The 26,826-nt window shown below is 54.0% G+C and carries 24 protein-coding genes, 2 tRNA genes and 1 rRNA gene; 8 read left to right on the top strand and 19 right to left on the bottom strand.

The window, feature by feature from the left end:
* Positions 1-143: 143 nt before the first annotated feature.
* The 4 genes from BFV63_RS04200 to gmhB all read right to left on the bottom strand — a co-directional run bounded on the left by BFV63_RS04200 (position 144) and on the right by gmhB (position 2,951).
* Positions 144-219, bottom strand: a tRNA-Ala gene (locus tag BFV63_RS04200).
* Between the two features lie 105 nt (positions 220-324).
* A tRNA-Ile gene (locus BFV63_RS04195) sits at positions 325-401 on the bottom strand.
* Between the two features lie 70 nt (positions 402-471).
* A 16S ribosomal RNA gene (locus BFV63_RS04190) occupies positions 472-2,013 on the bottom strand.
* Between the two features lie 371 nt (positions 2,014-2,384).
* On the bottom strand, positions 2,385-2,951 hold the full coding sequence (gene gmhB, locus BFV63_RS04185) for a D-glycero-beta-D-manno-heptose 1,7-bisphosphate 7-phosphatase (protein ID WP_003856122.1): 567 nt from the start codon (positions 2,949-2,951) through the stop codon (positions 2,385-2,387).
* A gap of 188 nt (positions 2,952-3,139) precedes the next feature.
* Between gmhB and metN the strand changes: the two genes are divergently transcribed.
* From metN to proS, 6 genes are all read left to right on the top strand, one after another.
* Positions 3,140-4,171, top strand: coding sequence for a methionine ABC transporter ATP-binding protein MetN (metN, locus tag BFV63_RS04180; protein WP_003856124.1), 1,032 nt, complete (start codon positions 3,140-3,142; stop codon positions 4,169-4,171).
* On the top strand, positions 4,164-4,817 hold the full coding sequence (locus BFV63_RS04175) for a methionine ABC transporter permease MetI (RefSeq protein ID WP_003856130.1): 654 nt from the start codon (positions 4,164-4,166) through the stop codon (positions 4,815-4,817). The genes metN and BFV63_RS04175 overlap by 8 nt, the downstream gene beginning before the upstream one ends.
* A 40-nt stretch (positions 4,818-4,857) precedes the next feature.
* Entirely contained in the window at positions 4,858-5,673 is an 816-nt protein-coding gene (metQ, locus tag BFV63_RS04170; RefSeq protein ID WP_003856132.1) for a methionine ABC transporter substrate-binding lipoprotein MetQ, read from the top strand.
* Between the two features lie 106 nt (positions 5,674-5,779).
* On the top strand, positions 5,780-6,184 hold the full coding sequence (gene rcsF / locus BFV63_RS04165) for an envelope stress sensor lipoprotein RcsF (RefSeq protein ID WP_003856133.1): 405 nt from the start codon (positions 5,780-5,782) through the stop codon (positions 6,182-6,184).
* On the top strand, positions 6,181-6,888 hold the full coding sequence (gene tsaA / locus BFV63_RS04160; RefSeq protein ID WP_048241369.1) for a tRNA (N6-threonylcarbamoyladenosine(37)-N6)-methyltransferase TrmO: 708 nt from the start codon (positions 6,181-6,183) through the stop codon (positions 6,886-6,888). The genes rcsF and tsaA overlap by 4 nt, the downstream gene beginning before the upstream one ends.
* 112 nt (positions 6,889-7,000) lie before the next feature.
* Positions 7,001-8,719 (top strand): proline--tRNA ligase, encoded by a 1,719-nt coding sequence (proS, locus tag BFV63_RS04155; RefSeq protein ID WP_003856138.1) that lies wholly within the window; start codon positions 7,001-7,003, stop codon positions 8,717-8,719.
* A gap of 45 nt (positions 8,720-8,764) precedes the next feature.
* Here the strand turns inward: proS and nlpE are convergent, their stop codons facing one another.
* From nlpE to BFV63_RS04140, 3 genes are read right to left on the bottom strand one after another with little or no spacing between them, the layout of a single operon-like run.
* A complete protein-coding gene (gene nlpE / locus BFV63_RS04150) occupies positions 8,765-9,463 on the bottom strand; it encodes an envelope stress response activation lipoprotein NlpE (RefSeq protein ID WP_017383734.1) in 699 nt (232 codons plus the stop codon).
* Positions 9,464-9,501: 38 nt separating this feature from the next.
* On the bottom strand, positions 9,502-9,918 hold the full coding sequence (gene arfB / locus BFV63_RS04145; protein WP_045895290.1) for an alternative ribosome rescue aminoacyl-tRNA hydrolase ArfB: 417 nt from the start codon (positions 9,916-9,918) through the stop codon (positions 9,502-9,504).
* On the bottom strand, positions 9,915-10,460 hold the full coding sequence (locus BFV63_RS04140) for a YaeQ family protein (protein WP_003856144.1): 546 nt from the start codon (positions 10,458-10,460) through the stop codon (positions 9,915-9,917). Before BFV63_RS04140 ends, arfB begins: the two co-directional genes overlap by 4 nt.
* Before the next feature lie 195 nt (positions 10,461-10,655).
* Here BFV63_RS04140 and BFV63_RS04135 point away from each other — a divergent pair, with 195 nt between their 5' ends.
* Positions 10,656-10,856 carry a YaeP family protein gene (locus tag BFV63_RS04135; RefSeq protein ID WP_003856146.1) on the top strand — a complete coding sequence of 67 codons (201 nt, stop codon included), beginning with the start codon at positions 10,656-10,658 and terminating at the stop codon, positions 10,854-10,856.
* On the top strand, positions 10,843-11,103 hold the full coding sequence (gene rof, locus BFV63_RS04130) for a Rho-binding antiterminator (RefSeq protein ID WP_003856148.1): 261 nt from the start codon (positions 10,843-10,845) through the stop codon (positions 11,101-11,103). Before BFV63_RS04135 ends, rof begins: the two co-directional genes overlap by 14 nt.
* 26 nt (positions 11,104-11,129) lie before the next feature.
* Here rof and tilS read toward each other — a convergent pair whose 3' ends face one another.
* The 12 genes from tilS to bamA form a co-directional block, all read right to left on the bottom strand.
* Positions 11,130-12,416 carry a tRNA lysidine(34) synthetase TilS gene (tilS, locus tag BFV63_RS04125; protein ID WP_023324181.1) on the bottom strand — a complete coding sequence of 429 codons (1,287 nt, stop codon included), beginning with the start codon at positions 12,414-12,416 and terminating at the stop codon, positions 11,130-11,132.
* 58 nt (positions 12,417-12,474) lie between these two features.
* Positions 12,475-12,864, bottom strand: a complete 390-nt coding sequence (locus tag BFV63_RS04120) for a VOC family protein (RefSeq protein ID WP_003856151.1) — start codon at positions 12,862-12,864, stop codon at positions 12,475-12,477.
* 66 nt (positions 12,865-12,930) lie between these two features.
* On the bottom strand, positions 12,931-15,063 hold the full coding sequence (locus tag BFV63_RS04115) for a lysine decarboxylase LdcC (protein ID WP_003856152.1): 2,133 nt from the start codon (positions 15,061-15,063) through the stop codon (positions 12,931-12,933).
* A 99-nt stretch (positions 15,064-15,162) separates the two neighbouring features.
* Positions 15,163-16,122: an acetyl-CoA carboxylase carboxyl transferase subunit alpha gene (gene accA, locus BFV63_RS04110; protein ID WP_003856154.1), complete on the bottom strand. Its 960-nt coding sequence runs from the start codon at positions 16,120-16,122 to the stop codon at positions 15,163-15,165.
* Between the two features lie 12 nt (positions 16,123-16,134).
* The gene (gene dnaE / locus BFV63_RS04105; RefSeq protein WP_003856156.1) at positions 16,135-19,617 is read right to left on the bottom strand and encodes a DNA polymerase III subunit alpha; all 3,483 of its coding nucleotides are present in this window, start codon (positions 19,615-19,617) and stop codon (positions 16,135-16,137) included.
* A gap of 38 nt (positions 19,618-19,655) precedes the next feature.
* Positions 19,656-20,252 carry a ribonuclease HII gene (rnhB, locus tag BFV63_RS04100; protein WP_003856158.1) on the bottom strand — a complete coding sequence of 199 codons (597 nt, stop codon included), beginning with the start codon at positions 20,250-20,252 and terminating at the stop codon, positions 19,656-19,658.
* The gene (lpxB, locus tag BFV63_RS04095; protein ID WP_003856161.1) at positions 20,249-21,397 is read right to left on the bottom strand and encodes a lipid-A-disaccharide synthase; all 1,149 of its coding nucleotides are present in this window, start codon (positions 21,395-21,397) and stop codon (positions 20,249-20,251) included. Before lpxB ends, rnhB begins: the two co-directional genes overlap by 4 nt.
* On the bottom strand, positions 21,397-22,185 hold the full coding sequence (gene lpxA, locus BFV63_RS04090) for an acyl-ACP--UDP-N-acetylglucosamine O-acyltransferase (RefSeq protein ID WP_003856164.1): 789 nt from the start codon (positions 22,183-22,185) through the stop codon (positions 21,397-21,399). Before lpxA ends, lpxB begins: the two co-directional genes overlap by 1 nt.
* A gap of 3 nt (positions 22,186-22,188) precedes the next feature.
* Complete coding sequence (fabZ, locus tag BFV63_RS04085) at positions 22,189-22,644, bottom strand: 3-hydroxyacyl-ACP dehydratase FabZ (protein ID WP_003856165.1); 456 nt, start codon at positions 22,642-22,644, stop codon at positions 22,189-22,191.
* Positions 22,645-22,748: 104 nt separating this feature from the next.
* Positions 22,749-23,774, bottom strand: coding sequence for a UDP-3-O-(3-hydroxymyristoyl)glucosamine N-acyltransferase (gene lpxD / locus BFV63_RS04080; protein WP_069597456.1), 1,026 nt, complete (start codon positions 23,772-23,774; stop codon positions 22,749-22,751).
* Positions 23,775-23,777: 3 nt separating this feature from the next.
* Complete coding sequence (gene skp, locus BFV63_RS04075; RefSeq protein WP_003856169.1) at positions 23,778-24,272, bottom strand: molecular chaperone Skp; 495 nt, start codon at positions 24,270-24,272, stop codon at positions 23,778-23,780.
* A 123-nt stretch (positions 24,273-24,395) separates the two neighbouring features.
* Positions 24,396-26,813, bottom strand: coding sequence for an outer membrane protein assembly factor BamA (gene bamA, locus BFV63_RS04070; RefSeq protein ID WP_003856172.1), 2,418 nt, complete (start codon positions 26,811-26,813; stop codon positions 24,396-24,398).
* Between the last annotated feature and the right edge of the window lie 13 nt (positions 26,814-26,826).

The following is a 26,826-nucleotide window of genomic DNA, read 5'->3' as shown; positions in this document are numbered from 1 at the left end:
GTTGCGAAAATTTGAGAGACTCGAACACACATGAGCTGTGTGTCGTTTCAATTTTCAGCTTGATCCAGATTTTTAAAGAGCAAAACTTCGCAGTGCACCTTTTCAGGTTCACTCTGAAGTTTTCTTGTGTTCGCAGTAAAAGATGGTGGAGCTATGCGGGATCGAACCGCAGACCTCCTGCGTGCAAGGCAGGCGCTCTCCCAGCTGAGCTATAGCCCCATCGTAGTCACCTCTGTACCGGTAATTTTTGTTGAGGCAAGGCGTGGTGACACGAAGCATACTCAGGTATGTGAGTGTCGCCGCAACGCAGCATCAGCAAAAATTTGGTAGGCCTGAGTGGACTTGAACCACCGACCTCACCCTTATCAGGGGTGCGCTCTAACCACCTGAGCTACAAGCCTGTAGAGGTTTTTTACTGCTGTTTTTCATCAGACAATCTGTGTGAGCACTGCAAAGGCAGGTTCTTTAAGGTAAGGAGGTGATCCAACCGCAGGTTCCCCTACGGTTACCTTGTTACGACTTCACCCCAGTCATGAATCACAAAGTGGTAAGCGCCCTCCCGAAGGTTAAGCTACCTACTTCTTTTGCAACCCACTCCCATGGTGTGACGGGCGGTGTGTACAAGGCCCGGGAACGTATTCACCGTGGCATTCTGATCCACGATTACTAGCGATTCCGACTTCATGGAGTCGAGTTGCAGACTCCAATCCGGACTACGACGCACTTTATGAGGTCCGCTTGCTCTCGCGAGGTCGCTTCTCTTTGTATGCGCCATTGTAGCACGTGTGTAGCCCTACTCGTAAGGGCCATGATGACTTGACGTCATCCCCACCTTCCTCCAGTTTATCACTGGCAGTCTCCTTTGAGTTCCCGGCCTAACCGCTGGCAACAAAGGATAAGGGTTGCGCTCGTTGCGGGACTTAACCCAACATTTCACAACACGAGCTGACGACAGCCATGCAGCACCTGTCTCAGAGTTCCCGAAGGCACCAAAGCATCTCTGCTAAGTTCTCTGGATGTCAAGAGTAGGTAAGGTTCTTCGCGTTGCATCGAATTAAACCACATGCTCCACCGCTTGTGCGGGCCCCCGTCAATTCATTTGAGTTTTAACCTTGCGGCCGTACTCCCCAGGCGGTCGACTTAACGCGTTAGCTCCGGAAGCCACGCCTCAAGGGCACAACCTCCAAGTCGACATCGTTTACGGCGTGGACTACCAGGGTATCTAATCCTGTTTGCTCCCCACGCTTTCGCACCTGAGCGTCAGTCTTTGTCCAGGGGGCCGCCTTCGCCACCGGTATTCCTCCAGATCTCTACGCATTTCACCGCTACACCTGGAATTCTACCCCCCTCTACAAGACTCTAGCCTGCCAGTTTCGAATGCAGTTCCCAGGTTGAGCCCGGGGATTTCACATCCGACTTGACAGACCGCCTGCGTGCGCTTTACGCCCAGTAATTCCGATTAACGCTTGCACCCTCCGTATTACCGCGGCTGCTGGCACGGAGTTAGCCGGTGCTTCTTCTGCGGGTAACGTCAATCGACAAGGTTATTAACCTTATCGCCTTCCTCCCCGCTGAAAGTACTTTACAACCCGAAGGCCTTCTTCATACACGCGGCATGGCTGCATCAGGCTTGCGCCCATTGTGCAATATTCCCCACTGCTGCCTCCCGTAGGAGTCTGGACCGTGTCTCAGTTCCAGTGTGGCTGGTCATCCTCTCAGACCAGCTAGGGATCGTCGCCTAGGTGAGCCGTTACCCCACCTACTAGCTAATCCCATCTGGGCACATCCGATGGCAAGAGGCCCGAAGGTCCCCCTCTTTGGTCTTGCGACGTTATGCGGTATTAGCTACCGTTTCCAGTAGTTATCCCCCTCCATCAGGCAGTTTCCCAGACATTACTCACCCGTCCGCCACTCGTCAGCAAAGCAGCAAGCTGCTTCCTGTTACCGTTCGACTTGCATGTGTTAGGCCTGCCGCCAGCGTTCAATCTGAGCCATGATCAAACTCTTCAATTTAAAAGTTTGATGCTCAATGAATTAAACTTCGTAATGAATTACGTGTTCACTCGTTGAGACTTGGTATTCATTTTTCGTCCGAGGACGTTAAGAATCCATGTCACTTTGAGTGCCCACACAGATTGTCTGATAAATTGTTAAAGAGCAGTTGCGACGCGCTTCAGCGCTCTGTCGCGAGGTGGCGTATATTACGCTTTCCTCTTTCAGAGTCAACCCTGATTTTCAGGATTTTTTCTCTTCAACCGACCGGGTTATCTGTGAAGTGATTCACATCCGCCGTGTCGATGGAGGCGCATTATAGGGAGCCGCCGAGGAATGACAAGCGGAAAAATGCATTTTTATTTCAACCGCTCACCTTTTCGCCAAAACGCCTATTTTTGGTGCTTTTTAATCTCTTTTGGCAGTTCTGCCAGACTAGTTATCACCCAGTCGGCTGCATTTTCTGCTTCTGGGGTGACCGGTTTACCGGTACGCACTAATACTTTGGTACCTACACCTGCCGCCGTTGCTGCCTGCATATCTTCCAGTTTATCGCCCACCATATAAGATGCGGCCATATCAATGTGCAGGAATTCCTGTGCAGAGATAAACATGCCCGGGTGTGGCTTACGGCAATCGCAGGTCTGACGATACGCCTCTACACTTCCCTGCGGGTGATGCGGACAATAATAGATGCCATCAAGATCGACGCCGCGATCGGCCAGAGACCAGTCCATCCATTCCGTCAGCGTCTCGAACTGCGCTTCGGTAAATTTACCCCGGGCGATACCGGACTGGTTAGTTACCACCACCAGCGCATAGCCCATCTCTTTCAACTGGCGCATGGCATCTATTACGCCCTCGATAAATTCGAACTCATCAATCTCATGGACGTAACCGTGATCCACATTAATAGTGCCGTCACGATCGAGAAAAATTGCGGGTACAGATTTTGCCACCGGTTTGCTCCTGAAAAAGGCTTGTTCAGCTAGTATCTCATGAATCGCAGCGCAATAAAGTGCTCATCGCAAAGAGGTGGATTGATTTAGACGTCTGGATGCCTTAACATCCATTTTGTTTACGGTCATTCCCCGTATCTGGCAGAAGAAAATGCCACGGCTAACTTACTTACGATAAAAATAATCTAATGATTAAACTTTCCAATATCACCAAAGTGTTCCAGCAGGGGAACCGAACCATTCAGGCGCTGAACAACGTCAGCCTGCATGTTCCTGCTGGTCAGATTTATGGCGTCATTGGCGCATCGGGTGCAGGTAAAAGTACGCTGATCCGTTGTGTTAACCTGCTTGAGCGCCCAACCCAGGGCAGCGTAGAAGTTGGCGGCCAGGAGCTTACCGCTCTCTCAGAAAAAGAACTCACCAAAGCGCGTCGCCAGATTGGCATGATTTTCCAGCACTTTAACCTGCTGGCCTCACGCACCGTTTTCGGTAACGTTGCGTTACCCCTGGAGCTGGATAACACACCAAAAGAAGAAATTACGCGTCGCGTCACCGAACTGCTCGATCTGGTTGGTCTGGGTGATAAACATGACAGCTACCCGGCAAATTTGTCCGGCGGGCAAAAACAGCGAGTAGCAATCGCTCGCGCGCTGGCAAGCAACCCAAAAGTGCTGCTGTGCGATGAAGCCACCAGCGCATTAGATCCGGCTACCACGCGCTCTATTCTGGAACTGTTAAAAGACATTAACCGTCGTCTGGGCCTGACTATCCTCCTTATTACGCATGAAATGGATGTAGTGAAACGTATCTGCGACTGTGTAGCAGTCATCAGCAACGGTGAGCTGATTGAGCAGGACACGGTGAGCGAAGTCTTCTCGCACCCGAAAACGCCGCTGGCTCAGCAGTTCATTCAGTCCACACTGCATCTTGATATTCCGGAAGATTATCTGGAACGACTGAAAACAGAAGCCGTTGCAGACAGCGTTCCAATGCTGCGCATGGAGTTTACGGGTCAGTCCGTTGACGCACCGCTGCTGTCCGAAACCGCGCGTCGCTTTAACGTGAATAACAACATTATTAGCGCGCAGATGGACTACGCCGGTGGCGTGAAGTTCGGCATTATGCTGACGGAAATGCACGGCACACAGGAAGAAACCCAGGCGGCAATTGCCTGGCTGCAAGAACATCACGTAAAAGTAGAGGTACTGGGTTATGTCTGAGCCGATGATGTGGCTACTGGTTCGCGGCGTTTGGGAAACGCTGGCAATGACCTTCGTATCGGGCTTCTTTGGTTTTGTGATTGGGCTGCCGGTCGGCGTGTTGCTGTACGTCACGCGCCCGGGACAAATTATTGAAAACGCGAAGCTGTATCGCACGCTCTCTGCGCTGGTGAACATTTTCCGGTCTATTCCGTTCATTATTCTGCTGGTGTGGATGATTCCGTTTACTCGCGTGATCGTCGGGACGTCGATTGGTTTGCAGGCGGCAATTGTCCCGCTGACAGTAGGCGCGGCACCGTTTATCGCCCGTATGGTGGAAAACGCCCTGCTGGAAATCCCAACAGGCCTGATTGAAGCTTCCCGCGCGATGGGTGCAACACCAATGCAGATCGTTCGCAAAGTTCTGCTGCCAGAGGCGCTGCCTGGGCTGGTGAACGCAGCAACCATCACGCTTATCACCCTGGTCGGTTATTCCGCAATGGGCGGCGCCGTAGGTGCTGGCGGTTTAGGCCAGATTGGCTATCAGTACGGCTATATTGGCTATAACGCTACCGTAATGAATACCGTTCTGGTATTGCTGGTTGTGCTGGTTTACTTAATTCAATTCTCTGGCGATCGTATCGTCCGGGCTGTTACGCATAAATAACGTTACAAACAACACAAACTCGACGAGTTAAGGATATAACATGGCGTTTAAATTTAAGACCTTCGCAGCAGTAGGCGCACTGATTGGCTCGCTGGCACTGGTGGGTTGCGGTCAGGACGAAAAAGATCCAAACCACATCAAAGTAGGCGTTATCGTCGGTGCAGAACAGCAGGTTGCTGAGGCCGCGCAGAAAATCGCTAAAGAGAAATATGGCCTGGACGTTGAACTGGTGACCTTCAACGATTACGTTCTGCCGAACGAAGCGCTGAGCAAAGGCGACATTGACGCTAACGCCTTCCAGCATAAACCGTACCTGGATCAGCAGATCAAAGATCGCGGCTACAAACTGGTTGCTGTCGGTAACACCTTCGTTTACCCGATTGCCGGCTACTCCAAGAAAATTAAATCTCTGGATGAACTCCAGCCGGGTTCACAGGTTGCCGTCCCTAACGACCCAACCAACCTTGGCCGTTCCCTGCTTCTGCTACAGAAAGTGGGCCTGATTAAACTGAAAGAAGGCGTTGGCCTGTTACCGACCGTTCTGGACGTAACCGAAAACCCGAAAAATCTGAAAATTGTTGAGCTGGAAGCACCACAGCTGCCACGTTCTCTGGACGATGCGCAGATCGCCCTGGCCGTGATCAACACCACTTACGCCAGCCAGATCGGCCTGACCCCAGCGAAAGATGGCATCTTCGTTGAAGATAAAGATTCCCCGTACGTCAACCTGATCGTGACTCGCGAAGACAACAAAGACGCGGAGAATGTGAAGAAATTCATACAGGCATATCAGTCTGAAGAAGTGTACCAGGAAGCCAATAAGGTGTTTAACGGCGGCGCGGTTAAAGGCTGGTAATCTCCCGGCAGTGTAATATCATCAAGACGGGCATTTGCCCGTCTTGTCATTTGTGCGGTCAACTGCTTCAATATCTGACGTTTTGATTATCCACTGAGGAATTATTATGCGTGCTTTACCGATCTGTCTTTTAGCACTGATGCTGAGCGGCTGTTCTATGCTAAGCAGATCTCCTGTTGAACCTGTTCAAAGCACTGCAACCCCGCCAAAAGCGGAGCCAGCAAAACCGAAAGCGCCTCGCGCTGCGCCGGTACGTATTATTACCAAAGCCGACGAGCTGGTCGGTAAGCCATTCCGTGAACTGGGCGAAGTGAGCGGCGAATCCTGCCAGGCAACGAATCAGGACTCTCCACCCAATATTCCGACAGCCCGCAAGCGTATGCAAATCAACGCGTCGAAAATGAAAGCCAACGCGGTGTTGCTGCACAGCTGTGAAGTCACCAGCGGCACACCAGGTTGCTATCGCCAGGCGGTATGTATCGGTTCTGCGCTTAACATTACGGCGAAATGAGTTCATTTCAGTTCGAGCAGATAGGCGTTATCCGCTCCCCTTATAAAGAAAAGTTCGCCGTACCGCGTCAGCCGGGTCTGGTCATTCACGGCAGCGGCGAGCTTCATCTTGTCGCGCCGTATAACCAGGCCGATGCAGTGCGCGGGCTTGAGGCGTTCAGCCATTTATGGGTGGTCTTTGTGTTTCACCAGACCATGGAAGGCGGCTGGCGTCCCACTGTGCGTCCTCCTCGTCTGGGCGGAAATGCCAGAATGGGGGTCTTTGCCACCCGCTCAACCTTTCGTCCCAACCCCATCGGAATGTCGCTGGTCGAGCTGAAAGGCATACGTTGTCAGAAAGATCAGGTGATCCTGGAGTTAGGTAGCCTTGACCTGGTTGATGGCACACCGGTCATAGATATTAAGCCTTACCTGCCCTTCGCCGAAGCGCTGCCGGATGCCCGGGCAAGCTATGCTCAGGACGCACCGCAGGCAGATATGCCGGTTCACTTCACGTCTGAAATAACGACGCAAATCAGCGAGCTGGAAAAGCGTTATCCACGTCTGCGTGACTTTATCGTTGAAGTGCTGGCGCAGGACCCCCGTCCCGCCTACCGCAAAGAAGAGGAAGCCGGGAAAACGTACGCCGTCTGGCTGCTGGACTTTAACGTGCGCTGGCGCGTGACTGCGGCGGGTTTTGAAGTGTTTGCCCTGGAACCCAGGTAATTTTGTTCTCCTCTCTTTTGGCATCTTTGCCACACTGGTAAACTAAACCACTTTTTTTGTGTCAGGCTGGTGTTTCAGCCTGTTCCAATCGTCGAAATGGAACCGTAACAACATGCGTACTAGCCAATATCTGCTCTCCACTCTGAAGGAGACACCTGCCGACGCCGAGGTGATCAGCCACCAGCTGATGCTGCGCGCCGGGATGATCCGCAAGCTGGCCTCCGGGTTATACACCTGGCTGCCGACCGGCGTGCGCGTCCTGAAAAAAGTCGAAAACATCGTGCGTGAAGAGATGAACAACGCCGGTGCTATCGAGGTGTTAATGCCGGTCGTTCAGCCCTCTGAACTGTGGCAGGAGAGCGGTCGCTGGGAGCAGTACGGTCCTGAACTGCTGCGTATTGCCGATCGTGGCGATCGTCCATTCGTCCTCGGCCCAACGCATGAAGAAGTGATCACCGATCTGATCCGTAACGAGCTGAGCTCTTACAAACAGCTGCCGCTGAACTTCTTCCAGATCCAGACCAAGTTCCGTGACGAAGTGCGTCCACGCTTTGGCGTCATGCGTTCTCGCGAGTTCCTGATGAAAGATGCTTACTCTTTCCATACTTCTCAGGAATCGCTGCAAGAGACCTACGACAAAATGTACGCGGCCTACAGTAAAATCTTCTCCCGCATGGGGCTGGATTTCCGTGCTGTACAGGCTGATACCGGTTCAATCGGCGGTAGCGCCTCCCATGAATTCCAGGTTCTGGCGCAGAGCGGCGAAGACGATGTGATCTTCTCTGACTCCTCTGATTACGCCGCGAACATCGAATTTGCAGAAGCGCTGGCACCAAAAGAACCACGCGGCGCGGCAACGCAAGAGATGACGCTGGTTGATACGCCAAACGCGAAAACCATCGCCGAGCTGGTTGAGCAGTTTACTCTGCCGATCGAAAAAACCGTGAAAACCCTGCTGGTGAAATCGGCTGAAGGTAGCGCTTATCCACTGGTTGCCCTGCTGGTACGAGGCGATCACGAGCTGAACGAAGTGAAAGCCGAGAAGCTGCCGCAGGTTGCCAGCCCGCTGACCTTCGCAACGGAAGCGGAGATCCGCGCCGTGGTGAATGCAGGTCCTGGTTCTCTGGGCCCGGTGAACATGCCTGTTCCGGTGGTCATTGACCGCACCGTTGCGGCGATGAGCGACTTCGCTGCGGGCGCAAACATCGACGGTAAACACTACTTCGGCATCAACTGGGATCGGGACGTGGCGACGCCGGAAGTGGCTGACATCCGTAACGTGGTCGCAGGCGATCCAAGCCCGGACGGCAAGGGTACCCTGATGATCAAACGCGGTATCGAAGTAGGCCACATCTTCCAGCTGGGCGATAAGTACTCACGCGCAATGAACGCTGCCGTTCAGGGCGAAGATGGTCGTAACCAGGTTCTGACCATGGGCTGCTACGGCATTGGCGTAACGCGCGTTGTTGCTGCCGCTATCGAGCAGAACTATGACGAACGCGGAATCGTCTGGCCGGATAACATCGCGCCTTTCCAGGTAGCGATCCTGCCAATGAACATGCACAAGTCTTACCGTGTGCAGGAGCTGGCTGAGAAACTCTACGCTGAGCTGAGCGCGAAAGGTATCGACGTGCTAATGGATGACCGTAAAGAGCGTCCTGGCGTGATGTTTGCTGACATGGAACTGATCGGTATTCCACACACCATCGTCATTGGCGACCGTAACCTCGACAGCGACGAGATTGAATACAAGTACCGTCGCAACGGCGAAAAACAGATGATCAAGACGGGAGATATTCTTGATTACCTGGTGAAAGCCATCAAAGGTTAAGAAACAAAAAACCCCGCCAGTGCGGGGTTTTTTAATGGCTATATCTTATTTGCTTTCGCAGTCTTTCCCCGCAGCAAACTTCGCGTCTTTATCTGCCACCAGCGTTTTTACCAGCTCGCCGCTATCCGGGTTTGGCTCCAGCGTAAAATGCCCTTCAACCGTCAGCAACACTGGCTTACTGTCGTTGCCGCGCGCAACGGCATAGTCTCGCTCCAGCTGGGCATTGTTCGCCACGCTGACTTTCTTCCCGGTTGCACAGTCAGTGAAGATCGCCGCATCCGCCATGTAGAAATACATTCCTCGCATCGCCATTGGGGTGGCTGGCAGGGTCGCTTTCACCGGGGCCAACGTGTAATTGAACTGGGATTCAATCGGATTGCCTTCGCGATCGAGCATCTCCATCCCCTCGCCTTTGGCGCGGAAGAAGGTTTTATCGCCCGTGGTATCCGTCAATACCAGCTTCTCAGCCGTACGCGCCCATGTTCCGTAAGATGCAAAAGAAGACGGTTCTTTCGCCCCCTGGTAACGCTGGTTCATGACCCAGGTGCCATCTTTTTGCAGGAACAGAGAGGTTTCGATGCCCTCGCAATCTGCACACGGTAATACGCCGCGCCAGCTTTGCTGCATCGGCTTTAATTCTTCATTTTGCGTTGGCTGTAGTACCTGCGTTTCCGAACGGTTATTACAGCCAAAAAGCGCAAACAGGCTTGTCACGGCCAGCGCTGATAATAATGCTTTTTTCACAATACTTTCCTTATGAAAAGGGTATCCCTTTCGTCACATTATGGGTGACGGACTTTGCCACGCAGTGATTTTACGGTGGATTTCTGCGCCTTCGATGACAACCGACGTTCTTTCGATGCCCGCGTTGGACGTGTTGCCCGGCGACTTTTTTGTACAGCCGTCAGCTCTTTGATGACCGCGACCAGCCGGGCAGTTGCCGCTTCCCGGTTAAGCTCCTGGCTGCGATACTCCTGCGCTTTAATCACTATCACACCCTCGCTGGTGATCAGGTGATGGCTGGCGGCAAGCAGGCTTTCTTTATAATACTCTGGCAGGCTGGAGGCCCGAATGTCAAAGCGCAAATGGATAGCCGTTGAGGCCTTGTTAACGTGCTGCCCCCCTGCGCCCTGGGCCCGGATAGCGGTGATCTCCAGCTCGTTATCAGGGATGCTGACATTTCGGGACAATACAATCATGATGCGGGCTGCCAGGCCGTGAGATGAATTTCCAGATTATTCTGAGAATCGGAAAGCCAGATGGCACCGTCCTGAATTGTTGCCTGTAGCGCCATCGTCCGGCTGGCGAACGCACTCAACTGCGCCAGCTGTTCATCATCCAGATACCAGACGGTGAGATTTTTGAACTGCGCACATTTATTTTTATTTTGTTGCCACCAGATCTCCGCCGCGCGCTGGTTGTAGGCAAACAACGCCACTTCAGCAGACTGGGTGCAGGCCTTTTTGATCCTGCGTTCATCCGGCAGGCCAAGCTCAATCCATAAATCGATACCCAGATGATCGTTGCGCAGCCAGGCTTCCGGTTCATCTTCCGCGCTTAAACCACGGGTAAATTGCAGACGCTCGTCGGCATACTTAATCCACGCCAGCAGGCGCAGCATCATGCGCTCCTGGGTTTCAGAAGGGTGACGCGCCAGCGTCAATGACGCATCCAGAAACTGGTTACGGTCAAGATCCGCCACATTGACCACAGCTTTATAAATAGTCGCTTTCAGCGCCATGAGAGAACTCCTTTCGAATCAGGCGTACATTGTAGCGAAAACCGCGGCAAAAGGCTGTTACGAGGTGGTGGCTAACTCTTATCAAGGCGCTGATATTGCTTAAATGAGTATGGTATAGTCACCTTGCTAAACCGAGTTTAACTTCGTAGGCTTAATGATATCTCACAGTAAGTCAGTACGCTGGCAGGAGGTGATGTGAATAATTATTGTGAGTTGATTCGCAGACGGTATGCGGAGATCGCCAGCGGAGATCTGGGGTACATTCCGGATGCGTTGGGCTGTGTATTGAACGTGCTAAATGAAGTGGCCTCTGATGAGAGCCTTTCTGAATCGGTCAGGGAAAAAGCAGCGTATGCTGCGGCGAATTTACTGGTGAGCGATTATGTCGATGAATGATACTTATCAACCCATCAATTGTGATGACTATGACAACCTCGAACTCGCCTGCCAGCATCATTTAATACTGACGCTGGAGCTAAAAGATGGCGAAGTGCTAAAGGCAAAGGCCAGCGATCTGGTTTCCCGTAAAAATGTGGAATACCTGGTTGTGGAAGATGCAGGTGCAACGCGTGAGCTACGCCTCGACAAAATTGCCAGTTTCAGCCATCCGGAAATCGGCACCGTCGTGGTGAGCGAATCCTGATAACCAACGGGCAGCCAGGCTGCCCGTTACGCTTTCCATTCAAAATTAACACCCGCTTCAGCCCACCCCTCTTCAGTGATGAACACCCCTGCCGCCGCGATGAGCGTGTCGCCGTAAAACAGAAGCGGCGTGGTATCACGTCGCCAGGGCGGAACGTTCTGTTCCTGCCAGATTTTCTTCAGCTTACGCCCGCCGTTACGACCGACGATATGCAGCATGCCGCTGGCCCTGAAGCGTATGGTAACGTTCTCGTCCGGCTCAGGTAGACGCACATTGCCCGAATGACTTAACGCAACGACACCGGCATTCATCGGTAGCGTTAATGCTTTTTCCGGCGACGGCCAGTCGAGCACAACGTCAGCCAGCGACGGCACAGATTTTACCCACCAGAGTTGCCCTTTATAACGCCTGACGTCATAACCATTCAGGTGTATACACGGTGCGGCATCTTCCCTCGCCTGTGCAACTTCCTCCCAGATACGGTTGAGCATCGCCCGGGACGGCATAACCGCACGGTGGTAAGCCAGCCAGCGGCGAATCAGAGCAGCCCGACGCACGGGGCTCATCACCTTCAACGGCGCAACGTTCAGGGCACCGTCAGCGGTAATCAGTGTATTCAGCTCCCCGCTCAGCAACTCATCCAGCAAGCTTTCCTGTTCAGCACACAGCATGGCGCTTCTGGCCGCCGCTTCGGAAAAATGCGCCCAGCGCTCACTCAGCAGCGGTAAGACGCGCAGGCGCAGGAAGTTACGGTCGTAACTGTCGTCCTGATTGCTGTCGTCTTCAATCCAGCACAGATGATGCTGCTGCGCCCAGGCTTCCAGTGATGCGCGCGTCTCACCCAGTAGCGGGCGGATGAGCTCTGTTTCAGCAAAATCAGCGCGCTCAGGCATGGCGGATAAACCCGCAGGCCCGCTGCCCCGCTTGAGCGCCAGTAAAAACGTCTCGCACTGGTCGTCCAGATGCTGCGCGGTGACCAACGCTTCTCCAGGCTGTAATGCGCCAGAAAACGCGGCGTAGCGGGCTTTCCGCGCCTGCGCCTCAATACCCAGCCCCTCATCCTCAAGCGTGACGCGTTCAACGATCAGCGGGATCTCCCACCCTGAGCACACCGCTTCGCAGTGCGCCACCCAGTCGTCGGCATGGGGGCTTAAGCCGTGATGGATATGCATCGCCCGCAGCTGGACGTCAGGCTCACGGTCGCGCCAGAGCTTAAGACGGTGCAGCAAAACGGTGGAATCCAGGCCACCGCTGAACCCCACCAGCAGCTGGCGGTAGGGTGAAACGGCGTGCGCGATAGCGGGTAAGGTCATAGGAAATTACACATAAAAAATGCCCGAACTGAACGGGCATTATCACACATGACGGCGATTACTGCTGATAAAGCTCCAGCGGCAGGCCGTCCGGATCGTTGAAAAAAGTGAAACGTTTATCGGTAAAGGGATCGACACGAATCGCTTCGCAGGCCACGCCGTGAGCTTCCAGATGTTTTACCGCGCTGTCCAGGTCATCGACGCTGAAGGCCAGGTGGCGCAGGCCGCAGGCTTCCGGGCGTGAAGGACGCGCTGGCGGGAAAGGAAAAGAGAACAGCTCAATCACATATTGACCGTTTAACGCCAGATCGCCTTTCCAGGAGTCGCGCTCCTCACGGTAGGCCTCGCTCAACAGCGTAAAGCCGAGAACGTCGCAGTAGAATGCCTTACTTTTCGCATAATCGGTGGCAATGATCGCAATATGATGAACCGCTTTTAAACCCAGCATAGTTTCTCCTTTTTATGATGCCCTGAACGTTACAACCGACAACCCGCCCCTGGCAAGCGGCCCCTTTTATTTTAGGACTCTCACCCAGTACACGCCGTTATCGTCGCGTTTCGCGCCATGAATATCCGTTTCAAAGCCGGGATAGTGGCGCCCCACCGAACAGAGCATCAGCAGGAAATCGAGCACCGCCCGGCTCTCCTCAGTGATCATTTCACCCGGCATCAGCAGCGGCACGCCCGGCGGATAAGGCAGGATCATGTTGGCCGATACCCGCCCGACCAGGTTCTCCAGCTCAACGGTTTCAACCTCCCCTTTCACCTGGCGCTGCCACGCCCTGTGCGGCGTCAGCTTCATTTCAGGCAGAACATCAAATGCTTGCAACATCAGGCGCGGCAGATCGTGCTGGCGGATCAGCCTGTGAATCCCCTGGGCCAGATCCTGAATACGCATATTGCGGTAGAAGTCAGGATCTTCCGCGTAGAGATCCGGCAGCATGTTCTTCACCCGCAGGTTCAGATCGTATGCGCGCTTAAACTCCATCAGTCCCCTGAGCAGCCCCATCGCGCGGGTTTTATCGATCCCGATGCTGAACAGGAACAGCAGATTATAGGGGCCGGTTTTCTCCACCACCACGCCGCGCTCATCAAGGAACTTCGCCACCAGCGCTGCCGGGATCCCTTCCTCACCCATCACACCCTGCTCATCCATGCCCGGCGTCAGGATTGTCACCTTAACCGGATCGAGGAACATGTGGTCCGCATCAGCATCCCGAAAACCGTGCCAGCTCTCCCCCGGCGCGACGGGCCAGCATTCTGCCTCATCAATCTCTTCCGGCTGCCAGATATCAAAGAACCAGCCGTCCGCTTCATCTTTAAGTCGCTGAACCTCTTTTCGGAAATGCAACGCCCGCTCCACCGAACGATTGATCAGGCGTTTACCCGGATTACCGCGCAGCATCGCCGCCGCCGTTTCGATGGACGCCACCAGCGGGTAGCTTGGCGACGTGGTCGTGTGCATCATGAAAGCTTCGTTGAAGGTGTCCTCGTCGTACTCACCCTTGATGTGAATGAGAGACGCCTGGGAAAACGCGGCCAGCATTTTGTGCGTCGACTGCGTTTCGAAGAACACCTTGCCCGGCACCCGCTCGCCGCTCATCCCACTTTTACCCGAGTAAATCGGGTGGAAATTAGTGTAAGGCACCCACGCGGAGTCAAAGTGAATCGACGGCACGTCCAGCGTCTGCTTGATCCAGTTCGTGTTGTAAAGCAGCCCGTCATAGGTGGAGTTGGTGATCACCGCATGCACAGGCCAGCTTGCCTCGGGGATAGCCGCGATCTTATTTTCAATGGCTTCATGCGCGAACTCGCGGCGAGGAATGCCGCCGAGAATACCCAGCGCATTACGCGTAGGCGACAGCCAGAGCGGCACCACGTCGCTCATCATCAGCAAATGCGCCAGTGATTTATGGCAGTTTCGGTCAATCAGCAGCGTACTGCCGGCAGGCGCGGCGTACATCCCGACGATTTTGTTCGAGGTTGAGGTACCGTTGGTCACCATGTAGCTTTGCTCGGCGCCAAAGGTCCGGGCGATGTACTCTTCAGCTTCCAGATGCGGGCCGGTATGATCCAGCAGAGAGCCTAACTCGGTGACCGAAATCGACACGTCCGCCTTCAGCGTGTTACCGCCGAAGAAATCGTAGAACAGGCATCCCACCGGGCTTTTTTGATAGGCCGTTCCCGCCATATGGCCTGGCGTACAGAAGGTGTACTTCCCTTCTTTCACATAGGTGAACAATGCGCGCGTAAACGGCGGTGTGATGTTATCGAGGTATTCACCGGTGTACTGCTGAATGCGGGTCGCAATGTCCTCGGCAACGCCGAGTGAGTATTCGAAGAACCACAGCGCCATACGCATATCGTGCGCACTCACGTCCATGGTCGAGTGAGTGTTGATAAAGGCGTACAGCGGAAGATATTCGTTGAGCTTATTGATATCGCTGCACAACTCCATGTCGTATTCGTCCCAGTCGAATATCACGCCACAGATGCGCGGATTGTGTTCGATAAATTTCAGCAGGTCGGCGCTGTTTTGCGGCCAGATCAGCTGATATCCGCGTGCTTTAAGGGCTTGCTCCAGCTCCTTGATGGGTTCGTCTTTATAAAAGACGCCGTGTGGCCCCATGATGGCAATGATGTTCATGGTTTACCTCCTTGAAAACATCAGATAAGCATAGTTAAGGTAAACGGCAGGTATAAAAAAAGCCGCAACAATGTGCGGCTTTTAGGATAATTGTGAGGCTTACGCGTAACCGTAGGTCATCAGACGCTGATAACGACGGTTGAGCAGATCTTCTGTGCTCAGCACGTCCAGGTCCGCCAGGTCTGCCAGCAGCTGCGCTTTCAGGGAAGCAGCCATCACTTCCGGCTTACGATGCGCGCCACCCAGCGGTTCAGGGATAACGGTGTCGATCAGCTTCAGCTCTTTCAGACGTGGGGCAATGATGCCCATCGCTTCAGCAGCCAGCGGCGCTTTATCGGCACTTTTCCACAGGATGGAGGCACAGCCTTCCGGAGAGATAACGGAATAGGTACTGTACTGTAGCATATTCACTTTATCGCCCACGCCAATTGCCAGCGCACCGCCGGACCCACCTTCACCGATAACGGTACAGATGACCGGCACTTTCAGGCGAGACATCTCGCGCAGGTTGCGTGCGATGGCTTCAGACTGACCACGCTCTTCGGCACCAACCCCCGGGTAAGCACCCGGCGTGTCGATGAAGGTGATGATTGGCATATTGAAACGCTCAGCCATCTCCATCAGACGCAGGGCCTTACGGTAGCCTTCTGGTGCTGGCATACCGAAGTTACGACGGATTTTCTCTTTGGTTTCACGGCCTTTCTGATGACCAATGATCATCACCGGACGTCCATCCAGACGCGCGATACCGCCGACGATAGCTTTATCGTCAGCGTATGCGCGGTCGCCTGCCAGTTCGTCAAATTCGTCAAACGCCAGGCGGACATAATCCAGGGTGTACGGACGCTGTGGATGTCGCGCCAGCTGGGCGATCTGCCATGCGCCGAGATCGGCAAAGATTTTGCGCGTCAGTTCTACGCTTTTTTCGCGCAGACGATGCACTTCTTCGTCGATGTTAATATCCAGTTTTTCATCCTGACGGCTCACGGCTGTCAGAGAATCGATTTTCGCTTCCAGCTCTGCAATCGGCTGTTCGAAATCAAGGAAATTCAGACTCATAGTATTCCTGTATTAGTCAAACTCCAGTTCCACCTGCTCCGAACCAATGAGGCCACGGAGATCGTTCAGTAAACGATCGCTCGGAGAGACACGCCACGTTGCACCAAAGCGCAACCGCGCGCGTGCATCCGCCCTCTGATAGTAGAGATGTACTGGAATGGTCCCCGAGCGGTGGGGTTCCAGAGACTGACGGAGTCGGTTTAAAAGCTGGTCATCAATTTGCCTGTCCGTCAGCGAGATAGCAAGCCCGCGAGCATATTTTTCCCGGGCTTCGTCAATGTCCATCACTTCGCGGGCGGTCATTTTAAGCCCCCCGCTGAAGTCATCAAAGCTGACCTGTCCGCTGACGATAAGTATGCGGTCTTTTTCCAGCAATTGCTGGTATTTATCCAGCGCGTCGGTGAACAACATCACCTCCAGACGCCCGGAACGGTCATCCAGGGTACAGATGCCGATACGATTGCCGCGCTTGGTGACCATTACCCTTGCAGCAATCACGAGCCCCGCAGCCGTGGTGATTTTACCACGTTCTGTCGGATGCATGTCTTTAAGCCTGTGGCCGCCGACATAGCGCTCAATTTCTTTAAGATACTGGTTGATCGGGTGCCCCGTCAGGTACAGACCTAACGTTTCCCGCTCTCCATCCAGCACTACCTGTTCTGGCCACGGCTGGCAGTTGGAATAGGACTGCTCGATCTGCTCTGGCTCTTCCGCCAGCACGCCGAACATATCCGCCTGGCCAATGGCTTCCGCTTTCGCATGCTGATCGGCCGCCTTCAGCGCATCGCCGAGCGAGTTCATCAGCGCGGCGCGGTGTGGCCCCAGACGGTCAAACGCGCCGGACATGATCAGTTTTTCCAGCACGCGGCGGTTCAGTTTTTTGGTATCGGTACGGGCGCACAGATCGAACAGCTCACGGAAGTAGCCGCCGTTGTTACGCGCTTCAATGATCGCCTCGATCGGCCCCTCACCCACGCCCTTGATCGCGCCGATCCCATAGACGATTTCCCCGTCATCGTTAACGTGAAAATGATACAGGCCCGAGTTAATATCCGGCGGCAGGATCTTCAGCCCCATGCGCCAGCACTCGTCCACCAGGCCAACCACCTTCTCGGTGTTGTCCATATCGGCAGTCATTACCGCTGCCATAAACTCAGCGGGATAGTGAGCTTTCAGCCACAGCGTCTGATACGAAACCAAAGCATAGGCGGCGGAGTGAGATTTGTTAAATCCGTACCCGGCGAATTTCTCCACCAGGTCGAAGATTTTCATCGCCAGTTCGCCATCGATGCCGTTTTTCTTCGCTCCATCTTCAAAGATGGAGCGCTGCTTGGCCATCTCTTCCGGCTTTTTCTTACCCATCGCACGACGCAGCATGTCTGCGCCGCCAAGGGTATAACCCGAAAGTACCTGGGCGATCTGCATCACCTGCTCCTGATACAGGATGATGCCATAGGTTGGCTCCAGTACCGGTTTCAGGCTTTCATGCTGCCACTGAACGTCCGGGTAGGAAATTTCTTCGCGCCCGTGCTTACGGTCGATAAAGTTATCCACCATCCCCGACTGCAACGGCCCCGGACGGAACAGGGCCACCAGCGCGATCATATCTTCGAAGCAGTCGGGTTGCAGACGCTTAATCAAATCTTTCATGCCGCGGGATTCAAGCTGGAAGACGGCTGTCGTCTCCGAGCGTTGCAGCATGTCGAAACTTTTCTTGTCATCAAGCGGGATAGCCGCGATATCCAGCGGCGGTTCGCCGTTCTTCTCGCGACGGGCGTTGATCATCTCCAGCGCCCAGTTGATGATGGTCAGCGTACGCAGGCCGAGGAAGTCAAACTTCACCAGCCCGGCGTATTCCACGTCGTTCTTGTCGAACTGGGTGACCGGATGCTGGCCCGCTTCATCGCAGTACAGCGGCGCGAAGTCGGTGATTTTGGTCGGGGCGATAACCACGCCCCCCGCATGCTTACCGGCGTTACGCGTGACGCCTTCCAGCTTGCGCGCCATGTCGATCAGCGCTTTCACCTCTTCGTCGGCTTCGTAGATTTCCGGCAGCTGAGGTTCGGCTTCAAAGGCTTTCGCCAGGGTCATGCCCGGATCGGGCGGGACCAGCTTAGAGATACGATCGACAAAACCGTACGGGTGGCCCAGAACGCGGCCCACGTCGCGGATAACCGCTTTCGCCGCCATCGTCCCGAAGGTAATGATCTGTGAAACCGCATCACGACCGTACATATCGGCCACGTGCTCAATCACCTGGTCGCGTTTTTCCATGCAGAAGTCGACGTCAAAGTCGGGCATGGAGACACGTTCCGGGTTGAGGAAACGTTCGAACAGCAGGTCGAATTCCAACGGATCGAGGTCGGTGATTTTCAGTGCGTACGCCACCAGCGAGCCGGCACCGGAACCACGGCCCGGGCCTACCGGCACGCCGTTATCCTTCGACCACTGGATGAACTCCATCACGATCAGGAAGTAGCCAGGGAACCCCATCTGGTTGATCACCTGGAGTTCAATATCCAGGCGCTCGTCATATTCAGGACGCTTCTCTTTACGGACCGCTTCATCCGGGAAAAGGAATTCCAGACGCTCTTCCAGACCCTCTTTCGATTTCATGACCAGGAAATCTTCGGTGGTCATGTCGCCCGTCGGGAACTGCGGCAGGAAGTATTCGCCGAGACGCACGGTGACGTTACAGCGCTTGGCAATCTCTACGCTGTTTTCCAGCGCTTCCGGGATGTCCGAGAAAAGCTCACACATCTCCTCTTCGCTGCGCATGTACTGCTGCGATGAGTAGTTGCGCGGGCGTTTCGGATCGTCGAGGGTGAAGCCGTCGTGGATAGCGACGCGAATTTCATGCGCGTCAAAATCGCCCGCCTCAAGGAAGCGCACATCGTTGGTGGCCACTACAGGCAGGCCACGCGCTTCCGCCAGGGCGACGGCCGCATGCAGATAGCTCTCTTCGTCCGCACGCCCGGTACGGATCAGCTCCAGGTAATAGCGATCCGGGAAATACTCTTCGTAGAACGAGACGCACTGATCCACCAGCGCGTTGTTACCGCGCAGCAGACATTTGCCGACATCCCCCATACGACCACCGGAGATCAGCAGCAAACCTTCGTTCAGCTCTGCCAGCCAGTCGCGGTCAATCCATGGACCCAGTGCGCCGTAGCCGCGCTGGTAGGCTTTTGAGATCAGCAGAGTGAGATTCTGATAGCCCGTGTTATTCATGGCTAACACGGAAATTTGCGTCATCTCATCGCCGAGCAGGTCGCTCTGCACATGAAAATCCGCACCGACGATGGGCTTTAATCCTGCGCCATGCGCCGTTCCGTAGAACTTCACCAGGCCACACAGGTTGGTAAAATCGGTGATCGCCAGCGCAGGCATGCCAAGCGAGGCCGCCTTTTTTACCAGCGGCCCGGTCTTTGCCAGCCCATCGATCATGGAGTAGTCGCTATGCACCCGCAGGTGTACGAAACGTGGTTCAGCCATCTTCAAATCCCGCGTTACTTAATTGCTTGCGTCTTGATTCAGGACACCAGTCCCAGCGCGCGTTTCACCGGGCCAAAGCTGCGCCGATGATGTTCAGTTGCGCCATGTTCAGCCAGCTTTTCCAGATGGAAAGCCGTTGGATATCCCTTGTGCTGGGCGAAACCATACGCGGGATAAGTGAGGTCCAGCGCGGCCATTTCAGCATCGCGCGTCACTTTGGCAATGATTGACGCCGCACTGATTTCTGCGACGCGGCTATCGCCTTTAACAACAGCCATGGAAGGCATCGGCAGCGCCGGGCAACGGTTACCGTCGATCAGTACATACTCAGGCACAATCTTCAGGCCCGCAACGGCACGCTGCATCGCCAGCATGGTAGCGTGCAGAATGTTTAGATCGTCAATCTCATGCGGTTCTGCGCGCCCGAGACTCCAGGCCAGCGCTTTCTCTTTAATTTCATCGAACAGCGCTAAACGACGCTTTTCGCTCAGTTTTTTCGAGTCGTTCAGGCCAACGATCGGGCGGGCTGGATCGAGGATCACCGCCGCGGTCACAACGGCACCCACTAACGGGCCACGACCGACTTCATCCACACCGGCAACGAGGTGGGTATGGGGATAAATAAATTCCATCATTGTGCTAACTCCAGCACCGCATCGGCCGCCTGCTCATCAGCATTACAGCGGATCAGTTGATGCAGTTCACGGAACGTATCGTGCATCTGGTGGCTGGTTTTACCGTTGGCCAGCAGCGGCAGCAGCGCATCTGCCAGCGCCTGCGGCTGGCATTCATCCTGCAAGAGCTCTTTCACCAGCTCGCGACCCGCAAGCAGGTTTGGCAGAGATACGTAATCTGTTTTTACCAGACGTTTTGCCAGCCAGAAGGTAAACGGCTTCATGCGATAACCGACCACCATTGGGCATTTTGCCAGCATACACTCCAGCGCAGCCGTGCCGGAAGCCAGCAGTGCGGCATCGCTCGCAAACATGGCTTGCCGCCCTTTTCCGTCCAGCAGGCGGACGTGAAGATCCGGGGCGACGTCGGCTTTGATACGCTCAAACTGCTCCCGGCGTTTGGCATTCACCAGCGGCACGACCACTTCAAGATCGGGGTAAGTCTTGCGAAGAATTTGCGCCGTTTTCAGGAAATCGGCACTGAGCATTTCAACTTCCGCACCCCGGCTTCCTGGCAGCAGCGCCAGACAATGCACATCATGCGGGATGCCCAGTTCGTCACGCGCCGCGTTTTTATCCGGATCCAGCGGCATGGCATCCGCCATGGTATGACCGATAAAACGGCACGGGACATTAAATCTGTCGTAAAACGCTTTTTCGAAAGGCAGAAAAGCCAGCACCAGATTGGTGGACCGTCCGATTTTGAAAACGCGTTTCTGTCGCCACGCCCACACGGACGGGCTGACGTAATGGATCGTTTTGATCCCCTGCTTTTTCAGGTTCCCTTCAAGGGTAATATTGAAATCAGGCGCATCAATGCCGACAAATACATCGGGCTTGAGGTCGGTAAAGCGGCGGGTAAGGTCGGCGCGGATATGCAGCAGGCGACGCAAGCGGCCCAGCACCTCGACGATGCCCATCACAGCCAGCTCTTCCATTTCATACCAGGCTTCGCAGCCTTCGGCCTGCATTAGCGGCCCAGCCACGCCCACAAAGCGGGCATTGGGTACACGGGCTTTAAGCGCGCGGATAAGACCTGCACCAAGAATATCGCCGGAGGTTTCTCCGGCGACCAGGGCGATGGTAAGCGGACGACTGTCGACCATTAACGAATCAGACCACGGGTTGAACGTTCAAAGAATTCCATGAACGTTTTCACTTCAGGGTGCTTATTCGCCAGCTCGGCAATTTCCGGCTTAGCCTCTTCCAGCGTTTTACCGCTACGGTACAGCAATTTGTACGCGTTGCGGATCGCGGTAATCGCTTCGCGGCTGAAGCCACGACGCTTGAGACCTTCAATGTTCACGCCAAACGGCGTGGCATGGTTGCCCTGCGCAATCACAAACGGTGGGACGTCCTGCGCCACACCGGAGCATCCGCCGACCATCACGTGTGCACCAATGATGCAGAACTGATGGACTGCGGTCATGCCGCCAATAATGGCGAAATCATCGACCGATACGTGTCCCGCCAGCGTTGCGTTGTTGGCGAGAATACAGCGGCTCCCCACGGTACAGTCGTGCGCAATGTGCGCATTAACCATAAACAGGTTGTCGCTGCCCACCTTCGTCAATCCACCGCCTTGCGTTGTACCACGATGAATGGTGACGCTTTCGCGAATGCGGTTACGATCGCCGATTTCCACGCGGGTCGGTTCGCCAGCATACTTGAGATCCTGGTTAACTTCGCCGATGGAGGCGAACTGATAGATCTCATTGTTGCAGCCAATGGTGGTATGACCATTCACGACAACGTGAGATTTCAGTACTGTACCCTCACCAATTTCGACATGGGGTCCAACAATACAAAACGGGCCGATGTGGACATTGGCACCAATGATGGCACCCGTTTCCACAATGGCGGTAGGATGAATAAAGGCGGATTTATCAATCACGTATCAGGCCTCCCGGCTACGCGCACACATCATTGTCGCTTCGCAAACAACTTTGCCGTCAACCATAGCTACGCCTTTGAAGCGAGTCAGGCCGCGACGCGTTTTTTCAAAAGTGACTTCCATGATCATTTGATCACCAGGCACGACCGGACGCTTGAAGCGCGCTTCATCGATACCCGCGAAGTAATAGAGTTCACCCGGTTCCAGTTTACCTACGCTTTTAAACGCCAGAATACCGGTAGCCTGTGCCATCGCTTCCAGGATCAATACCCCCGGGAAGATAGGCTTACCAGGGAAGTGCCCCTGGAAGAACGGCTCGTTAACGGAGACATTTTTCACTGCGCGCAGAAAACGACCTTCTTCAAAATCCAGCACACGGTCTACCAGTAAAAACGGATAGCGGTGCGGCAGAAGTTCTAAAATCTCTTCAATATGCAGAGTATGAGTGTCAGTAGTCAAAATACTCTTCCTGTCAAATGTACTAAGTAGCAATAATAACACGGCCTGCCGGTTTATAAACAAAGCCGACAGGCCGGGAAATTTAGCGTTAAACGGATGAACGCTTAGTCTTGTTGATCGATTTTGCGCTCAATCGCTTTGAGTCGCTTGCTCATATCATCAATATTCATCACCAGTGCAGCTGTTTTACGCCAGACCTTGTTCGGTTGCAGCGGAATACCGGAGGAATAAACGCCAGGCTCAGTGATTGGACGCATCACCATGCCCATCCCCGTCACCGTGACTTTGTCGCATATTTCCATATGGCCATTGATCACGCTGGCACCGCCAATCATGCAGTATCGGCCAATTTTCAGGCTGCCTGCCATGATAACACCACCCGCAACTGCGGTATTGTCGCCAATCACAACGTTATGTGCAATCTGGCACTGGTTGTCTATGATAACACCGTTACCAATAATGGTGTCGTCAAGCGCACCGCGGTCGATGGTGGTGCAAGCGCCGATCTCCACACGATCGCCGATAATCACGCGACCCAGCTGAGGGATCTTAACCCAGTTACCCCGATCGTTAGCGTAACCAAATCCGTCAGAACCAATCACCGTGCTGGACTGTACGAGACAATTCTCGCCAATCTCAACCTCATGGTAGACAGAGACATTGGCCCACAGACGAGTCCCTGCGCCAATTTTCGTATTTTTTCCAACAAAGCAGCCTGGGCCAATCACCACGTTATCACCCAGCACGACGCCGGATTCGATAACGGCGTTTGCGCCGACTGATACGTTGTTACCCAGCTGAGCCGTCGGATCAATCGCAGCACTGGCTGCAATGTTCTGTGCCGGCTGCGGCGTGGTATCAAGAATTTGGGCCATGCGCGCATAGGTCAGGTAGGGATTTTTCACTACCAGTGTAGCGCTAGTGGCAAACGGAAGATCGTCCTGCGTCAGAACAACGGCAGACGCCTGGCACTGGGCCAGGTGTTCACGGTACTTAGGGCTTACCATGAAGGTAATAGTGCCTGCTTTAGCAGATTGCATGGACGCAACAGCGGTGATGACGATATCGCCATCACCGTGTAATTCTGCATCCAACTGCTGAGCTAAATCAGCCAGTCGAATTGAAGGCATTACTTATTTAACCTGTTTCAGAACATCAGCTGTGATGTCTTTAACATCGCTGCTGTTGAATGCAACGGCGTTCGAATCAACAACCAGATCGATGCTCTGATCGGCTGCGACTGCTTTAACGGCAGACTGAATACGCGTCACCAGTTTGCCACGCTCTTCGTTAGAACGACGCTGACGATCCTGCTCGAAAGCCTGTGCTTTCTGAGAGAAGGTCTGGCGCTGAGACATGACGTCTTTTTCCAGTTTGCTGCGCTCGCTCGCTTTCATGGTAGAACCATCACGCTGAAGACGCTGCATCTTGGACTGAAGATCACCTTCCATACGTTGCAGTTCGCTCGCACGGCCTTTGAATTCGTTTTCCAGCGTTGCAGAAACACCGGTTTTCTGTGCAACCTGCTGGAACAAATTACCCATGTTGACGATTGCAATTTTATCCGCTGCCTGAGCAGAAGTTGCCATCGCTAAACCGAGACCTGCAGCTAATAACCACTTTTTCACAATTAACTCCTTACCATCCCATTGGCACCCGAGGGGTACCGTTCTTTGCGTGGCAAGGCGATCGTTTTACCGATCGCCGGTTGTCAGCGCTACACTGCCAACGCATTCCATTGCAGCGGATTATTACCAGGTTTTACCAATGTTAAACTGGAACTGCTCCGCTTTGTCTCCATCGTATTTCTTAAACGGCTGGGCGTAAGAGAAGACCAACGGCCCCAGCGGTGACATCCATTGTAATGCGATACCTGCGGACATGCGAATGTTGCTCGGATCGCTGTAGTCCGGGACCCCCGCCGCACGCATCTGGGCGGTGTTCTCCCAGTTGGTGTCCCACACTGTACCTGCATCCATAAAGAAGGAGGTGCGGACAGAGTTTGCGTACTTGTCGCTGATAAACGGCGTAGGCGTGATGAACTCGAGGCTCGCCACGGCCATAGCGTTACCACCTACTGCGTCATCAGAGCTACATACTTGCTTAGGATCACGGCTTGCGCAGTTATCTTCGTCATTACCGCCGTAATAAACCGCTTTCGGACCAATGTTATTGGACTGGAAGCCACGCACGGTGCTTGAACCACCGGCGTAGAAGTTTTCATAGAACGGCAGTTCTTTGCTTCCAATACCGTCACCATAACCCCAACGGGTACGACCCAGAACAACCCACTTGTGATCTTCATCAATTGGGAAGTAGGACGCCGTATCCAGCGTGACCTTGTAGAACTCGTTATCCGAGCCCGGGATAGTCACTTTACCGTTCAGGTTGACACGTGAACCTTCCGTCGGGAAGTAGCCACGGTCAAGACGGTTGTAGGTCCAACCGTAGTTGAAGGTGAAGTCATCCGCGGCGAAACCGTTGTCATCGCTGGACGTACTCGCCGACTGACCGATGGAGTCCAGGTAACGCCACATCGCCACCTGCGGTTGCATGTTGGACAGGTCGTTATGCACGTACCCTAAACCTGCGCGCAGGGTGTTGTATTCGTTAACCGGGAAGCCGAGCGTACCATCCAGACCGTAACTCTTGTTGGTATACGAGGAGAGGTCCGCGTCATCCGCTTTAAAGTCGTTATAGAAGATACGACCGCCCAGGCTTACACCGTCAACGGTGAAGTATGGGTTGGTAACAGAGAACTCAGAGTAGGTCTGGTAGTCGTTTTTCGTCCCGTTGATACCGACAGAGTAGCCCGTACCCAGCCAGTTATCCTGCTGAACACCGACCTGGAAGCTCACGCCACTTTCAGTACCGTAACCAATACCGAAGTTGAAGCTACCGGTATTACGTTCTTTAACTTTATAAACAACATCAACCTGATCCGGACGACCTGGTACACGCTGAGTATCGGTATCGACCGTTTCGAAATAGCCCAGACGGTTCAGACGCTCTTTACCCTGGTCTACCAGATCGCTTCCCAGCCATGCCCCTTCCATCTGGCGCATTTCACGGCGCAGAACGGAGTCTTTAGAGGTATCGTTACCTTCGAAGCGGATCTTACGCACATAGAAACGGTTGCCCGCATCAACGTTAACGTGCAGCTTAACGGTTTTATCCGTGTCGTTAATTTCCGGCTGCGTTTGCACACGCGGATACGCATAACCATAACGGCCGAGCAGCTTCTTAATGCTGTCTTCCATTTTGGTGACTTTAGATCCGCTGTACAGATCGCCCGGCTGAATTTTGGTCAGAGATTCAATTTCAGCTGAATGTCCTGCCAGGTTGCCGCTGACTTCAACACCTGAAAGCGTGTACTTATCGCCTTCAGTGATGTTAACGGTAATGTAGATACCTTTCTTGTCCGGAGTCAGACTCACCTGAGTTGAATCGATGTTGAAACGGGCGTAACCGCGATCCAGATAGTAGCTGCGCAGGGTTTCAAGGTCACCCGCCAGTTTCTGTTTCTGGTATTTACGATCGCCCACCACGTTCCACCACGGCACTTCGTCACGCAGCTGGAAGTTGGAGATCAGTTCGTCGGTGCTGAACGCGTGGTTACCCACGATGTTGATCTGCTGGATCTTCGCAGAAACACCTTCCTGGAAGACCAGTTTCAGGTCGACACGGTTACGTGGCAGCGGTGTAACAACCGCTTTAACGCTCGCGCTGTATTTACCGACGCTGTAATAGAAATCTTCCAGACCTTTTTCAATGTCTGCAAGGGTTGTGCGGTCCAGAGATTCCCCCACACGAACACCCGATGCCTCAAGGTTCTGCTTGAGCATGTCATCTTTCACCGACTTGTTGCCGGAGAAAGTGATGCTGGCAATCGTTGGACGTTCTTTTACCTGAACCACCAGCGTATCACCATCGCGCAGGACGCGGACGTCCTCAAAGTTGCCAGTGGCAAACAGAGCACGGATGGTGTTACTGATATCTTCATCATTAACCGTATCGCCGGGGCGCACAGGCATACTGAGGAGGGCCGCACCAACGGCGACACGCTGAAGGCCTTCGAAATGAATATCTTTCACTACGAACCCGTCAGCACCGTATACGGTCGCGCTGCTAAACAGCAGCGACGCTATGAGCAACTTTTTCATCGCCATCGTTATTATGCGT

Source organism: Enterobacter hormaechei subsp. xiangfangensis (genome assembly GCF_001729785.1).
Lineage (GTDB): Bacteria > Pseudomonadota > Gammaproteobacteria > Enterobacterales > Enterobacteriaceae > Enterobacter > Enterobacter hormaechei_C.
The sequence above is the reverse complement of the archived record's forward strand: the minus strand, read 5'-3'. Positions and strand labels throughout refer to the sequence as shown.

Coding starts and splice junctions, on each gene's coding strand:
- metN (WP_003856124.1), top strand. CDS start 3,140: ATGATTAAACTTTCCAATATCACCAAAGTGTTCCAGCAGGGGAACCGA.
- BFV63_RS04175 (WP_003856130.1), top strand. CDS start 4,164: ATGTCTGAGCCGATGATGTGGCTACTGGTTCGCGGCGTTTGGGAAACG.
- metQ (WP_003856132.1), top strand. CDS start 4,858: ATGGCGTTTAAATTTAAGACCTTCGCAGCAGTAGGCGCACTGATTGGC.
- rcsF (WP_003856133.1), top strand. CDS start 5,780: ATGCGTGCTTTACCGATCTGTCTTTTAGCACTGATGCTGAGCGGCTGT.
- tsaA (WP_048241369.1), top strand. CDS start 6,181: ATGAGTTCATTTCAGTTCGAGCAGATAGGCGTTATCCGCTCCCCTTAT.
- proS (WP_003856138.1), top strand. CDS start 7,001: ATGCGTACTAGCCAATATCTGCTCTCCACTCTGAAGGAGACACCTGCC.
- arfB (WP_045895290.1), bottom strand. CDS start 9,918: ATGATTGTATTGTCCCGAAATGTCAGCATCCCTGATAACGAGCTGGAG.
- BFV63_RS04140 (WP_003856144.1), bottom strand. CDS start 10,460: ATGGCGCTGAAAGCGACTATTTATAAAGCTGTGGTCAATGTGGCGGAT.
- rof (WP_003856148.1), top strand. CDS start 10,843: ATGTCGATGAATGATACTTATCAACCCATCAATTGTGATGACTATGAC.
- tilS (WP_023324181.1), bottom strand. CDS start 12,416: ATGACCTTACCCGCTATCGCGCACGCCGTTTCACCCTACCGCCAGCTG.
- BFV63_RS04120 (WP_003856151.1), bottom strand. CDS start 12,864: ATGCTGGGTTTAAAAGCGGTTCATCATATTGCGATCATTGCCACCGAT.
- BFV63_RS04115 (WP_003856152.1), bottom strand. CDS start 15,063: ATGAACATCATTGCCATCATGGGGCCACACGGCGTCTTTTATAAAGAC.
- accA (WP_003856154.1), bottom strand. CDS start 16,122: ATGAGTCTGAATTTCCTTGATTTCGAACAGCCGATTGCAGAGCTGGAA.
- dnaE (WP_003856156.1), bottom strand. CDS start 19,617: ATGGCTGAACCACGTTTCGTACACCTGCGGGTGCATAGCGACTACTCC.
- rnhB (WP_003856158.1), bottom strand. CDS start 20,252: ATGATGGAATTTATTTATCCCCATACCCACCTCGTTGCCGGTGTGGAT.
- lpxB (WP_003856161.1), bottom strand. CDS start 21,397: ATGGTCGACAGTCGTCCGCTTACCATCGCCCTGGTCGCCGGAGAAACC.
- lpxD (WP_069597456.1), bottom strand. CDS start 23,774: ATGCCTTCAATTCGACTGGCTGATTTAGCTCAGCAGTTGGATGCAGAA.
- bamA (WP_003856172.1), bottom strand. CDS start 26,813: ATGGCGATGAAAAAGTTGCTCATAGCGTCGCTGCTGTTTAGCAGCGCG.